11 protein-coding genes are annotated in these 13,392 nt (G+C 61.0%); 7 read left to right on the top strand and 4 right to left on the bottom strand.

Annotated features, from left to right (window positions below; all coding sequences use genetic code 11):
- Positions 1-3 precede the first annotated feature (3 nt).
- Both viaA and ravA read right to left on the bottom strand, forming a co-directional pair.
- Positions 4-1,467 carry an ATPase RavA stimulator ViaA gene (viaA, locus tag ACJ8PI_RS18465; protein WP_049235240.1) on the bottom strand — a complete coding sequence of 488 codons (1,464 nt, stop codon included), beginning with the start codon at positions 1,465-1,467 and terminating at the stop codon, positions 4-6.
- Between the two features lie 2 nt (positions 1,468-1,469).
- Positions 1,470-2,978 carry an ATPase RavA gene (gene ravA / locus ACJ8PI_RS18460; protein ID WP_086556989.1) on the bottom strand — a complete coding sequence of 503 codons (1,509 nt, stop codon included), beginning with the start codon at positions 2,976-2,978 and terminating at the stop codon, positions 1,470-1,472.
- A 283-nt stretch (positions 2,979-3,261) separates the two neighbouring features.
- Between ravA and kup the strand changes: the two genes are divergently transcribed.
- The 7 genes from kup (at position 3,262) to rbsR (ending at position 11,116) form a co-directional block, all read left to right on the top strand.
- On the top strand, positions 3,262-5,130 hold the full coding sequence (kup, locus tag ACJ8PI_RS18455) for a low affinity potassium transporter Kup (protein ID WP_033636508.1): 1,869 nt from the start codon (positions 3,262-3,264) through the stop codon (positions 5,128-5,130).
- A 172-nt stretch (positions 5,131-5,302) separates the two neighbouring features.
- Positions 5,303-5,722: a D-ribose pyranase gene (gene rbsD / locus ACJ8PI_RS18450; protein WP_033649571.1), complete on the top strand. Its 420-nt coding sequence runs from the start codon at positions 5,303-5,305 to the stop codon at positions 5,720-5,722.
- A gap of 7 nt (positions 5,723-5,729) precedes the next feature.
- The gene (gene rbsA, locus ACJ8PI_RS18445; protein WP_164134543.1) at positions 5,730-7,235 is read left to right on the top strand and encodes a ribose ABC transporter ATP-binding protein RbsA; all 1,506 of its coding nucleotides are present in this window, start codon (positions 5,730-5,732) and stop codon (positions 7,233-7,235) included.
- A 6-nt stretch (positions 7,236-7,241) separates the two neighbouring features.
- The gene (gene rbsC, locus ACJ8PI_RS18440; RefSeq protein ID WP_019455467.1) at positions 7,242-8,210 is read left to right on the top strand and encodes a ribose ABC transporter permease; all 969 of its coding nucleotides are present in this window, start codon (positions 7,242-7,244) and stop codon (positions 8,208-8,210) included.
- A gap of 24 nt (positions 8,211-8,234) precedes the next feature.
- Entirely contained in the window at positions 8,235-9,122 is an 888-nt protein-coding gene (rbsB, locus tag ACJ8PI_RS18435; RefSeq protein WP_060453010.1) for a ribose ABC transporter substrate-binding protein RbsB, read from the top strand.
- A 61-nt stretch (positions 9,123-9,183) separates the two neighbouring features.
- The gene (gene rbsK / locus ACJ8PI_RS18430) at positions 9,184-10,110 is read left to right on the top strand and encodes a ribokinase (protein WP_033653942.1); all 927 of its coding nucleotides are present in this window, start codon (positions 9,184-9,186) and stop codon (positions 10,108-10,110) included.
- A gap of 4 nt (positions 10,111-10,114) precedes the next feature.
- Positions 10,115-11,116: a ribose operon transcriptional repressor RbsR gene (gene rbsR, locus ACJ8PI_RS18425; protein ID WP_025160301.1), complete on the top strand. Its 1,002-nt coding sequence runs from the start codon at positions 10,115-10,117 to the stop codon at positions 11,114-11,116.
- Here rbsR and mdtD read toward each other — a convergent pair.
- Positions 11,113-12,528 carry a multidrug transporter subunit MdtD gene (gene mdtD, locus ACJ8PI_RS18420; protein WP_025160302.1) on the bottom strand — a complete coding sequence of 472 codons (1,416 nt, stop codon included), beginning with the start codon at positions 12,526-12,528 and terminating at the stop codon, positions 11,113-11,115. The two genes, rbsR and mdtD, sit on opposite strands and share 4 nt — an antisense overlap.
- A gap of 67 nt (positions 12,529-12,595) precedes the next feature.
- Positions 12,596-13,285, bottom strand: a complete 690-nt coding sequence (locus tag ACJ8PI_RS18415; protein ID WP_033653941.1) for a FadR/GntR family transcriptional regulator — start codon at positions 13,283-13,285, stop codon at positions 12,596-12,598.
- Positions 13,286-13,392 lie beyond the last annotated feature (107 nt).

Raw genomic sequence — 13,392 nt, 5'->3', positions numbered from 1 at the left:
CACCTAGCGCCGCCAGCGGCGCATCAAACGGCTTTTCAGCCCGGTATCGAAGCGCCAGATATGATCGAAGATGCGCATGATGCCGGGTTTGCCGTAGGCGGACATCGCCACCGCATGGAAACGCTGCTGGTGGCTTTGCTGCTGCTGTTTCACCTTCTTTATTACCTCCTCCGGCAACCGCTGAGCGATAAAATCGGAAATGATCACCGCATCGGCGTCGAACCAGCCGCTCTCCGCCATTTTGGTGACGGTGGCGTTCAGGCAGGCCGCCAGATCGGTGCCGCCGCGAAACTGCTGGCCGAGAAAGCGCACCGCCTGTTCGATGCCGCTGGCGGCGGTGAGCTCGTAATGCACGAGCTGGTTGGCGAACAGCATGATGTAGCAACGGCGGTTGTCCGCCAGCGCAATGCGCAGCAGCGCCAGGCAGAACGCCTTGGCGCACTGTTCGTTGAAGCCGCCCATCGATCCTGAGGTGTCCACGCAGACGATAAACGGCCCGCGCGGCTGTTGATCCTGCTGTTGGTGGGTGACTTGGCGGATCAGGATCTGCTCCTGCCAGACGTCGCCCTGCAGGCGGTAGCTCAGCAGCCGCTTTTCCAGCAGGCGGCGATAAAATTCGAACTCCAGCTCTTCAATGCCCAACGTCGCCAGCTCCGGCGGCAGCAAGCGCAGGATGTCGTCGCTCTGATGAATGCCGCTCACTTCTTCCGGTAGCGTGGCCGGCACCTGCACCATCACCCTGAACGGCTCCGGCTGCGCGTCCTGTTGCTGCACCGCCTTGGCCTGATAGCTGCGGCCCAACTGCTGCGCCAGCTTTTTCAGCTCCGGCTGCTGCTGCAAAAAGTTGCCGTACTCCACCAGCCGCTGGTAATCGCCGCGCTGTAGCTGGCCTTTGCTCATGTCCCACAGCCTGCCGGCGGCGGTGTCGTTTTCCGACAGCAGCGGCTCCAGCGCGCCGCTCAGCGCCAATCGCTCCTGCAGTTCCGCCATCAGTTGCTCGCGCTCCTGTTCCAGCAGCTGGTGGTGCAGCATGGTGGCCTGCAGCGTCAGGCTGATGCGCCAGCGCTGCAGGAACAGGGTTTGGAAGCTGTCGTCCAGCGGATGATTGGGCAGATCGGCGGCGTCCACCAGCGCGCGCGCCTGTTCATAAAACGGCGAGACCAGCTGGCGCAGCAGCTCCATCGTGTCGTTGAGGTTGTGATAGAACTGAGTGTTGTTCTCCAGCTGGCACTGTTGGTAGCGGTAAAATTCCTGCGCCAGCGCCGGCGGCACCATGGCTTCCTGCAGACGCTCCTTGAGCTGCAGTTTCCAGCGTGGCAGATCGCGATCCAGCGCCCGGCGAAGGGCCGGAAACTTTTTAAAGAACACCGACAGCTGCGGCGCCGCCAGCATGCCGACGATCATCTCCTCGATCATTTCGCCTTCGGCGATCGCCAGCAGCAGATCGAGCGTCTCCAGACTGAGCATGGTTACTGGCCGCGCATTTGCTGCAGTTGCTGTTTAACCTGCTCCGCCACCTGCAGCAGACTGGCTTCGATCTTGGCCAGGCCGGCGGCGGGTGTGAACAGACAGGGCTGATGTTGGCTGAAGGCGCGGCGCTGCTCCGCCAGGCGTTGGGCCAACGCGTCCATTTCGTCCAGCAGCGCCTGCGGCGTGGCGGTGGCCTGTTTGCCCGGCAGCGCCAGCAGCGACGGCTGGCGGCTGACGTCCAGCACCGTCAGGTGCAGTTGGTCGTCGACCTCCAAATCGATCGGCTGCGCGAAGCCGATGCCGTTCAGCTTGGCGCGCACGTCGCCGCCTTTTTGCAGCCAGTTGTCCAGCACGCTGCTTTCGATGCTCAGATGGTTGACCTGAATGTCATGCAGCTGCAGCGGCTTTTGCAGCAACAGGGTGAGGGTGCCGCCGGCGAACGGCGTGGCCGGCGCGTATTGCGGTTTACGGCTGAACATGCCGCCCTTTTTCACCAGGCTGATGGCCTGCCGGTCGCTTTGTTGCTGCTGATCCTGCAGCCAGCGGGTGTGGATTTGTTGCAGTTGGATCAGCATCGACTGTTGCTGGTAGGCCGATTCGGTCAGCAGCTGATCGATCTGCTGTTGCAGCAGCTTCAGCGAGGTGAGATCGTGCCACAGGCAGTCTTTCAGCAGCATCAGGTCGAGCGGGGCGATGGCGTCGCGCCCGCTGAAGAAGGCGCAGGCCTGCAACAGGCGCAGGGCTTTTTTCCAGCGTCGGTCAGAGACGTACGGCGCCTGTTCCAGCGCGTCCAGCCGCTGGCGCAGCTGGAAAATCAGCTCAAAGCAGGCTTCCGGCAGCGCCACCTTATCGATCTGCGGCTGCCACTGCAGAAACTCTTCGTCGCTGACGCTCAGCGCCGCCGGCACCGGGTTTTGGCTTTCGCTCTGGCGGTTGACCAGCAGCGAGCGGAAATTCTGCTTATCCTGCACCTTATCCAGCCACAGGCGGATCAGCATGCGGTCATATAAGGCTTCGAGGCTGTTGTCCGCTTCGGGCAGTTCGTTGGAGGCGGTGACCAGCAGGCGCAGCGGGATCGGTTCTTCGCTGTTGCCGTTGCGAAAGCGCCGTTCGTTGATCGCCGTCAGCAGGGTGTTGAGAATCGCCGGGCCGGCCTTCCAGATCTCGTCCAGAAACACGATCTCCGCTTCCGGCAGGTAGCCGGCGGTCAGGCGCTGATAGCGCCCCTCATCTTTCAGCGCCTGAATGGAGAGCGGGCCGAAGACCTCTTCCGGCGTGGAAAAGCGCGTCATCAGGTATTCAAAGGAGCGGGCGTTACGGAAGGCAAACTTCAGTCGGCGCGCGATCAGGCTCTTGGCGATGCCGGGCGGGCCGAGCAGGAATACGCTTTCGCCGCTCAGCGCCGCCAGCAGGCACAGGCGAATCGCTTCTTGCCGCTCATAAAGACCGCTCTCCAGCGCGCTGCTGAGGCGGGAAATTCGTTCTGCCAGAAGGGATGATGGCGTCATATAATTGTCGCATTGTCCGAGAGTTAGCCAATCTTGGTCGATAATCCGATGATAAACCACCATTATTTTTAGTGGTATAGCTTGTTGATTAGTAATATTTTTCTAAGTTGAGCCGGATATCCGGTTCACATTTTGTTTATTTTTCGGCTCTGATATAAGGGTAGGCAAGCCGTATAAATGGTGCATACTGTGCGGCTTTCTGGTGGGCGTGACGGATCTTTGAGCCCGTATTTTGCCTGATGCGGATGCATCGCTAACGGATGTTCTGATAAAGAAACGAATTATGAGCGCAGAGCATAAGCAGTCCTTATCGGCGGTAACCCTGGCGGCCATCGGCGTGGTCTACGGTGATATCGGCACCAGCCCTCTCTATACGTTGAGAGAGTGTTTCTCCGGCCATTACGGCTTCGATGTTCGTCCAGACGTGGTTTTCGGCTTCCTGTCGCTGATTTTCTGGATGCTGATCGTGATCGTTTCCCTCAAATATCTCACCTACGTGATGCGCGCGGACAACGCCGGAGAAGGCGGTATTCTGACGCTGATGTCGCTGGCCGGGCGCAACACTTCGGCGCGCACCACCGCGGTGCTGGTGATACTGGGCCTGATCGGCGGCAGCTTCTTCTATGGCGAGGTGGTGATCACCCCGGCTATCTCGGTGATGTCGGCGATAGAGGGGCTGGAAATCGCCGCGCCTGCGCTCGATGCCTATATCGTGCCGCTCTCCATTCTGGTGCTGACGCTGCTGTTCGTTATCCAAAAGCACGGTACCGGCAGCGTCGGCAAGCTATTCGCCCCGGTGATGCTGCTGTGGTTCATCGTGTTGGCGGTGCTGGGCGCGCGCAGCATCATTTCGAACCCGGAAGTGCTGCAGGCGCTGAACCCCAAATGGGCGCTCAACTTCTTCATGGAATATAAGAAGGTGTCGTTCTTTGCGCTGGGGGCGGTGGTGCTGTCGATCACCGGCGTCGAGGCGCTGTATGCCGATATGGGGCACTTCGGCAAGTTCCCGATCCGCCTGGCCTGGTTCACCGTGGTGCTGCCTTCGCTGGTGCTCAACTACTTCGGCCAGGGCGCGCTGCTGCTGAAAAACCCTGAGGCGATCAAAAACCCGTTCTTCCTGCTGGCACCCGACTGGGCGCTGATCCCGCTGCTGATTCTGGCGACCCTGGCGACGGTTATCGCTTCGCAGGCGGTGATTTCCGGCGTCTTCTCGCTGACCCGCCAGGCGGTGCGCCTGGGCTATCTGTCGCCGATGCGCATTATTCACACCTCGGAAATGGAATCCGGCCAGATCTACATTCCAGTGATCAACTGGACGCTGTACATCTCGGTGGTGCTGGTGATTGTCGGTTTCGAACACTCCAGCAACCTGGCGGCGGCGTACGGCATCGCCGTCACCGGCACCATGGTGCTGACCAGCATTCTGGTCACCTCGGTGGCGATCAACAACTGGCACTGGAATCGCTTCCTGGCGCTCGGCATCGCTGCCATCTTGCTGATCATCGACGTGCCGATGTTCTCCGCCAACGCCCTGAAGCTGTTCTCCGGCGGCTGGTTGCCGCTGACCTTGGCGCTGGTGATGTTTATCATTATGACCACCTGGAAGAGCGAGCGCTTCCGCCTGCTGCGCCGCCTGCATGAACACGGCAACTCGCTGGAGGCGATGATCGCCTCGCTGGAGAAATCGCCGCCGGTGCGGGTGCCGGGTACCGCGGTGTTCCTGTCGCGCGCCACCAACGTCATTCCTTTTGCGCTGCTGCACAACCTGAAGCACAACAAGGTGCTGCATGAGCGCGTGGTGCTGCTGACGCTGCGCACCGAGGATGCGCCTTACGTGCACAACGTGCGTCGGGTGACCATCGAACAGCTGTCGCCGACCTTCTGGCGGGTAGTGGCCAGCTACGGCTGGCGGGAAACGCCGAACGTCGAGGAGGTATTCCACCGCTGCGGGCTGGAAGGGTTGCCGTGCCGCATGTCGGAGACCTCGTTCTTCATGTCCCATGAATCGCTGATCCTCACCAAGCGGCCGTGGTACCTCTACCTGCGCGGCAAGCTGTTCGTCGCCCTGAGCCGCAACGCGCTGCGCGCGCCGGATCAGTTTGAGATCCCGCCGAACCGGGTCATCGAGCTCGGCACGCAGGTCGAGATCTAACCCGCCTGACAGGGGCTCAGCATTGAACTGAGCCCCTTTTGTTTGCGCATTGTCCGTGCGTGAACGAAACGTTTCGATAGCGATCACAGTTCTGCATTGTCCCGGTTGCCTTCCCCTGCCGTTTTTTTAAACTCCCCCAGAGAGCGAAACGTTTCGCTAGCGGAGTGAGAAGATGAAAAAAGGCGTATTACTGAATTCCGACGTGTCTGCCGTGATTGCCCGGCTGGGGCATACCGACCAGCTCACCCTGTGCGACGCGGGCCTGCCGATACCGGCGGCGACGCAGCGCATCGATCTGGCGCTGACGCAGGGCGTGCCGACCTTCATGCAGGTGTTCGCGGCGGTCACGCAAGAGATGCAGGTAGAAAGCGCCATCCTGGCGGAAGAGATCGTGAAACAGAATCCGTCGCTCCACGAGGCACTGTTGGCTGAACTGACCGCACTGGGCCAACGCCAGGGCAATACCATCAGCGTGCGTTATATCAGCCATCAGGCGTTTAAAGCGCAAACCGAGCACAGCCGGGCGGTGATCCGCAGCGGGGAGTGTTCGCCTTACGCGAACCTGATCCTGTGCGCCGGCGTAACTTTCTGAGGCGTTTATGCAACCTTTACTGCAACTGAAAGGGATTGATAAAGCCTTTCCCGGCGTGAAGGCGCTTTCCGGCGCCGCCCTCAGCGTTTATCCCGGCAAGGTGATGGCGCTGGTGGGGGAAAACGGCGCCGGGAAGTCCACCATGATGAGAGTGCTGACCGGCATCTATCAGAAAGACGCTGGCAGCCAGTATTTTCTCGGTAACGAGGTGGCGTTCAACGGGCCTAAAGATTCGCAGGAAGCGGGCATCGGCATTATCCATCAGGAGCTGAATCTGATCCCGCAGCTGACGATTGCGGAAAACATCTTCCTCGGCCGCGAGTTCGTCAACCGTTTCGGCCGCATTGACTGGAAGCGTATGTACGCCGAGGCCGATCGCCTGTTGGCGCGCCTCAACCTGCGCTACAGCAGCCACCGGCTGGTGGGCGAGCTGTCGATCGGCGATCAGCAGATGGTGGAGATTGCCAAGGTGCTGAGCTTCGAATCGAAAGTGATCATCATGGACGAACCGACCGACGCGCTGACCGACACCGAAACCGCCTCGCTGTTCAAAGTGATCAACGAGCTGAAGGCCGAAGGGCGCGGCATCGTCTATATCTCGCACCGCCTGAAAGAGATCTTTGAAATCTGCGACGACGTGACCGTGTTCCGCGACGGGCAGTTTATCGCCGAGCGGCCGGTGAGCGAGCTGCAGGAAGATTCGCTGATTGAGATGATGGTCGGCCGCAAGCTGGAAGAGCAATACCCGCGCCTTGATTTACCGCGCGGGGAAAAACGGTTGGACGTCAGCCACCTTTCCGGCCCCGGCGTTGAGGACGTCAGTTTTACGCTGTATCGCGGCGAGATCCTCGGCGTGGCCGGGCTGATGGGCGCCGGGCGCACCGAACTGATGAAGATCCTGTACGGCGCCGCGCCGCGCAAGGCCGGCACCGTCAGCCTGAATGGCCGCGAGGTGGTCACCCATTCGCCGCAGGACGGGTTGGCGAACGGCATCGTCTATATCTCGGAAGACCGCAAGCGCGACGGCCTGGTGCTGGGCATGTCGGTGAAGGAAAACATGTCGCTGACCGCGCTGCGCTACTTCAGCCGCGCCGACGGCAGCCTGAAACAGGCCGACGAGCGGCAGGCGGTGGGGGATTTCATCCGGCTGTTCAATATCAAAACGCCGTCGATGGAGCAGCCGATCGGTCTGCTTTCCGGCGGCAATCAGCAAAAAGTGGCGATCGCCCGCGGCCTGATGACTCGGCCGAAGGTGCTGATCCTCGATGAGCCGACGCGCGGCGTCGACGTCGGCGCCAAAAAAGAGATCTATCAGTTAATCAACCAGTTCAAGCAGGAAGGGCTGAGCATCATTCTGGTGTCTTCGGAAATGCCGGAGGTGATGGGCATGAGCGATCGCATTCTGGTGATGCACGAAGGGCATCTCAGCGGCGAGTTCCCGATTGAACAGGCCACCCAGGAAGCGTTGATGGCGGCAGCCGTCGGCAAGCAATACGGCGTAAAGCAGGAGTAATCAGATATGAGTTCCCAGACTATCGCAGCCAAGCGCTGGTTCAGTAAAGAGTGGCTGTTAGAGCAGAAGTCGTTGATTGCGCTGCTGGTGCTGATCGCCGTGGTCTCTTCCATGAGCCCGAACTTCTTCACCCTGAACAATCTGTTCAATATTCTGCAGCAAACCTCGGTGAACGCCATCATGGCGGTGGGGATGACGCTGGTGATCCTTACGTCCGGCATCGACCTGTCGGTGGGATCGCTGCTGGCGCTGACCGGCGCGGTGGCGGCGTCGATCGTCGGCTTTGAGGTCAACGCGCTGGTGGCGGTGGCGGCGGCATTGGCGCTGGGCGCCGCGGTTGGCGCCTGCACCGGGGTGATCGTCGCCAAAGGCAAAGTGCAGGCCTTTATCGCCACGCTGGTGATGATGCTGCTGCTGCGCGGCGTCACCATGGTGTACACCAACGGCAGCCCGGTCAACACCGGTTTCACCGACGTGGCCGATACCTTCGGCTGGTTCGGCATCGGCCGCCCGCTGGGCGTGCCTACGCCGATCTGGATCATGGCGATCGTGTTCATCGCCGCCTGGTATATGCTGCACCACACGCGCCTGGGCCGCTATATTTATGCCCTGGGCGGCAACGAAGCGGCAACCCGCCTGTCCGGCATCAGCGTCGATAAAGTGAAGATTATCGTCTACTCGCTGTGCGGCCTGCTGGCGGCGCTGGCCGGGGTGATCGAAGTGGCGCGCCTGTCGTCGGCGCAGCCGACCGCTGGCACCGGCTATGAGCTGGACGCCATCGCCGCCGTGGTGCTGGGCGGCACCAGCCTGGCCGGCGGCAAGGGCCGCATCGTCGGCACGCTGATCGGGGCGCTGATCCTCGGCTTCCTGAACAACGGCCTGAATTTATTGGGTGTTTCTTCCTACTACCAAATGATCGTGAAGGCAGTGGTGATACTGCTGGCGGTTCTGGTAGATAACAAAAGCAACAAGTAACCTCCCCCTACAGGAATCACGATGATGAAAATGAAAAAACTGGCAACCTTAGCCTCCGCCATCGCGCTGAGCGCCACCCTGAGCGCCAATGCCATGGCCAAAGACACCATCGCGCTGGTTGTATCCACCCTCAACAACCCGTTCTTCGTCTCGATGAAGGATGGCGCGCAGCAAGAGGCCAACAAGTTGGGCTACAACCTGGTGGTGCTGGATTCCCAGAACAACCCGGCGAAAGAGCTGGCCAACGTGCAGGATCTGATGGTGCGCGCGCCCAAGCTGCTGCTGATCAACCCGACCGACTCCGATGCGGTGGGCAACGCGATCAAGATGGCCAACCAGGCTAAGATCCCGGTCATCACGCTGGACCGCGTGGCGAGCAAGGGTGACGTGGTGAGCCACATCGCTTCGGATAACCGCGTGGGCGGCAAAATGGCCGGCGACTTCATCGCCAAGAAGGTGGGCGCCGATGCCAAGGTGATTCAGCTGGAAGGCATCGCCGGCACTTCCGCCGCGCGTGAACGCGGTGAAGGCTTCAAGCAGTCGCTGGATCAGAATAAATTCAAACTGTTGGCCAGCCAGCCGGCCGATTTCGATCGCACCAAGGGCCTGAACGTGATGCAGAACCTGCTGACCGCGCACCCGGACGTGCAGGCGGTGTTCGCCCAGAACGATGAAATGGCGCTGGGTGCGCTGCGCGCGCTGCAAACCGCCGGTAAAACCGACGTGATCGTGGTAGGCTTCGACGGCACCGCCGACGGCGTGAAAGCGGTTGAAGGCGGCAAGCTGGCGGCGACCGTGGCGCAGCGTCCCGATCAGATCGGCGTGATCGGTGTGGAAACCGCCGATAAAGTGCTGAAAGGCGAAAAAGTGCCGGCGACCATCCCGGTCGATTTGAAACTGGTCACTAAATAAGTCATACCAGCGCCATCGGAACGGGGCGTTTACGATGGCGCGCAATTCAGGAATCAATGCGATGGAAACAGGTAAGCTGGTGGTTCTTGGCAGCATCAATGCCGACCATATCCTCAATATTGAACACTTCCCCCACCCGGGCGAAACGGTGATCGGGAAACAGTATAAGGTGGCGTTTGGCGGCAAGGGCGCGAATCAGGCGGTGGCGGCCGGGCGCAGCGGGGCGGAGATCGCCTTTATCGCCTGCGTGGGCGCCGACGACATCGGTGAACGTGTCCGCCGGCAGCTGGCGAGCGATCGCATTGATACTCAACCGATTGAAGCCATCGCCGACAGCACCACCGGCGTGGCGCTGATCTTCGTCAACGCCGAAGGCGAGAACGTGATTGGCATCGATGCCGGCGCCAACGCGGCGGTGACGCCGGATTACCTGGCACGCTACCAACAAAAAGTGATCGACGCCGATGCCCTGCTGATGCAGCTGGAGTCGCCGCTGGAGACGGTGATCGCCGCCGCCCGCCTGGCGAAGCAGCATCACACGCAGGTGATCCTCAACCCGGCCCCGGCGCGTGAGCTGCCGGAGGAGCTGCTGGGCATGATCGATATGATTACCCCGAATGAAACCGAAGCCCAGCGCCTGACCGGCATCGCCGTGGACAACGACGCCGATGCGGCGCGCGCGGCGCAGGCGCTGCACGACAAAGGCATCGCGACGGTGATTATCACCCTCGGCAGCCGCGGCGTGTGGCTGAGCGAAAACGGCAACGGCAAACGGGTGCCCGGCTTCAAGGTGCAAGCGGTGGATACCATCGCCGCCGGCGATACCTTTAACGGTGCGCTGGTCACTGCCCTGTTGGAAGGCAAGGCCATGGCCGACGCGGTGCGTTTCGCCCATGCGGCGGCGGCGATCGCCGTGACCCGCCCTGGCGCGCAGCCTTCGGTGCCGTGGCGTGAAGATATCGACGCCTTCTTGCAGCAGCAGGGGTGATCCTTTGGCCACCATGAAAGATGTCGCCCGCCTGGCGGGCGTTTCAACCTCTACAGTTTCGCATGTGGTCAACAACAATCGCTTTGTCAGCGACAGCGTGCGCGACAAGGTCATGGCGGCCGTAGAACAGCTGAACTATGCGCCTTCCGCGCTGGCGCGCAGCCTGAAGCTCAATCAGACGCGCACCATCGGCATGCTGGTGACCGCCAGCAACAACCCGTTTTATGCCGAAGTGGTGCGCGGCGTGGAGCGCAGCTGCTATGAACGCGGCTACAGTTTAATCCTGTGCAATACCGAAGAAGACGCCGCGCGCATGAACCGCAGCATGGAGACGCTGCTGCAAAAGCGCGTCGACGGTTTGCTGTTGATGTGCACTGAAAACCACCGGCCGTCGCAGGATGCCCTGAGCCGCTACCCGTCACTGCCGATCGTGATGATGGACTGGGCGCCGTTCGAGGGCGCCAACGACATTATTCAGGATAACTCGCTGCTGGGTGGCGAGATGGCGACCGATCATCTGATCGCCCGCGGCTACCGCAAGATCGCCTGCATCGCCGGCCCGCAGGATAAAACCACCGCCCGTCACCGGCTGGAAGGCTATCGCAATGCGATGCGGCGCGCCGGATTGCCGGTTCCGCCAGGGTATGAAGTGCATTGCGACTTTGAGTTTGAGGGCGGCGTGAACGCCATGCGCCAACTGCTGGCGCTGGACGAGCCGCCGCATGCGGTGTTTGCCGGCAACGATGCGGTGGCGGTAGGCGTTTATCAGGCGCTGTATCAGGCCGGGCTTTCCGTGCCGCAGGATATGGCGGTGATGGGCTACGATGACATTGAGTTGGCGCGCTATCTGGCGCCGCCGCTGAGCACCATTCATCAGCCGAAGGATTCGCTGGGCGAACTGGCGATCGATGCGCTGATCAACCGCCTGCAAAACCCGGAGCGCGCCCCCCAGGTGCTGGTGCTGACGCCCGAGCTGGTGGAACGCGCCTCGGTGGGCCGCCGTTAACTCGCCGCCTTCGCTTCTTTCTTGCTTTCCTGGCCGCTGATCAAATTGCGGCCATCCTTCCTTCTCAGCAACATAAACACCAGCGCCGATGCCACGGTGACGATCCCCATGGTGATAAAGGTGTAATGGAAGTGGTCGATCATGGTGCCTAACGACAGGGATTCGTAAAAACGCAGCACCGCCGCGCTGATCGCCACGCCGAAGCTGATGGACAGCTGCTGGGTGACCGCCAGGACGCTGTTGCCGGCGCTGGCGTTGGCGTCGTTCAAATCCGCCAGGCTGATGGTGTTCATGGCGGTGAACTGGGTGGACATCGCCATGCCCAGCACGAACAGCGGCAGGATCATCAGCCACAGCGGCATGCCCGGGCTTTGCAGGGCGAACTGGGCGATCAGCACCCCGATGATGACGGTGATGCCGACCAGCGTTTTACGGTAGCCGAACCAGCGCAGCACCTGAGTGACGGTGGATTTCGCCATCAGCGAACCGATGGCGGTCGGTGCCATCATGCAGCCGGCGACGATCGCCGTGTAGCCGAATCCCACCTGCAGCATGAGCGGCATTAAAAACGGCACGCAGCCGGTGCCCAGCCTGGAGGCGACGTTGCCGGCGATGCCGACCGAGAAAGTGCGGGTTTTGAACAGGTCGAGACCGATCAGCGGCTGAGGATGACGGCGGGCGTGCGCGATGTAGCCGAACAGCATCACGAAGCCGCTGAGCAGAATGCCCAGCGAAACGTAGCTCGCCAGCACCCGCTCGCCAAACAGTTCCAGCCCGGTAGAGATCAGCACCAGGCTCAGGCCGAACAGCATAAAGCCAAGGAAGTCGAAGCGGCGCTTGGGCGTGGTGAAGTCCGGCATGTATTTACGCGCATAGAAGATGCCGAGCAGGCCGATAGGGATATTGATCAGGAAAATCCAGTGCCAGGTGGCGTAGGTGACCAGCCAGCCGCCCAGCAGCGGCCCCAGAATCGGCCCGACCAGGCCGGGCATGGTGACGAAGTTCAGCACCGGCAGCAGTTCGCTGCGCGGGTAGGCTCGCAGCAGCGCCAATCGCGCGACCGGCATCATCATCGCGCCGCCGATGCCCTGCAGCACGCGAGAGGCGACCAGCGCGCTCAGCGTAGGGGACAGAGCGCACAGCAGCGAGCCGAGGGTGAATAACGTGACGGCGAAGATGAACACGCGCCGTGTGCCGAAGCGGTCCGCCAGCCAGCCGCTGACCGGGATCAGCATCGCCACCGTCAGCGTGTAGCTGATGACGGCCGATTGCATCGCCAGCGGCGAACGCCCCAGACTTTGGGCGATCGCCGGCAGCGCGGTATTGAGGATAGTGGCGTCCAGCGCCTGCATAAAGAACGCCATTGCGGCGATCCACGGAAGTCCTGCCATACTGCGCGCGGATTGGGTCATGGTCGGTCCTGGTTAAATGGTCGTCTGTCCCTCGTCTCTTTCTTCTATATATAAGCGGGGAGCGTGTCTAGTCTTTCTCTTTCAGCAGTATCTGGCAGGCGACGAGCGCGCCGGCGCTGTCTCCGGCGAGTATCGCATCGACGATAGCCTGATGATGGCGCAGCTTGATCACTTCATTGCCGGTGATGGCGCGGAAGTAGCTTTGGTAAACCGAGCTGAACAGGTTGGCGAACGAGGTCAGGAACGGGTTGCCGCTGGCCTCATAGATGAGCTGGTGGAATTGGGTATCGACCTGGATCCAACGCTCGCGATCAAACTGGGTATGCAGCGCGCGCATTTCCGCCATCAGCTCCGCCAGCAGCTTGGTTTGCTGCGGGCTGGCGTGGTTTGCCGCCAACGCGCAGGCCTGCGGCTCCAGCGAGGTACGCAGGATAAGGAAGTGTTGCATCACCTGATCGAAGTTTTCCCGCGTCATCCACCAGGTCAGTAAATCCTGATCGAGGAAATTCCATTGGCTCTGCGGCATCACGCGGGTGCCGATGCGCGGGCGCGGTAGCAACATGCCTTTGGCGGCTAACATCTTTACCGCTTCGCGTACTGCGGTGCGGCTGACGCCGAATTGCTCGCCCAGTTCCATTTCACCGGGCAGGATGCTGCCGGCCTGATAATCGCCCGCCAGAATTTGTTGGCCAAGTTTCTCTGCAAGCAGATAAGAAAGATTGCGTTGGGCGGCCTGTTGTTGTGCATTTAACGGCATGGCTGCGGGTCCTTACTGACATCGTTATTTCTATTTTACTCCAGTGATCGCCAGCTTTTATGGCTGTTTGCCTGAAAAAGTGACATAAATTCGTCGTTTTTTCGCCC

The organism is Serratia sp. CY82433, from assembly GCF_052166535.1.
Lineage (GTDB): Bacteria > Pseudomonadota > Gammaproteobacteria > Enterobacterales > Enterobacteriaceae > Serratia > Serratia sarumanii.
Note: the sequence above shows the minus strand (reverse complement) of the source record. Positions and strands in the feature narration are given on the sequence as shown.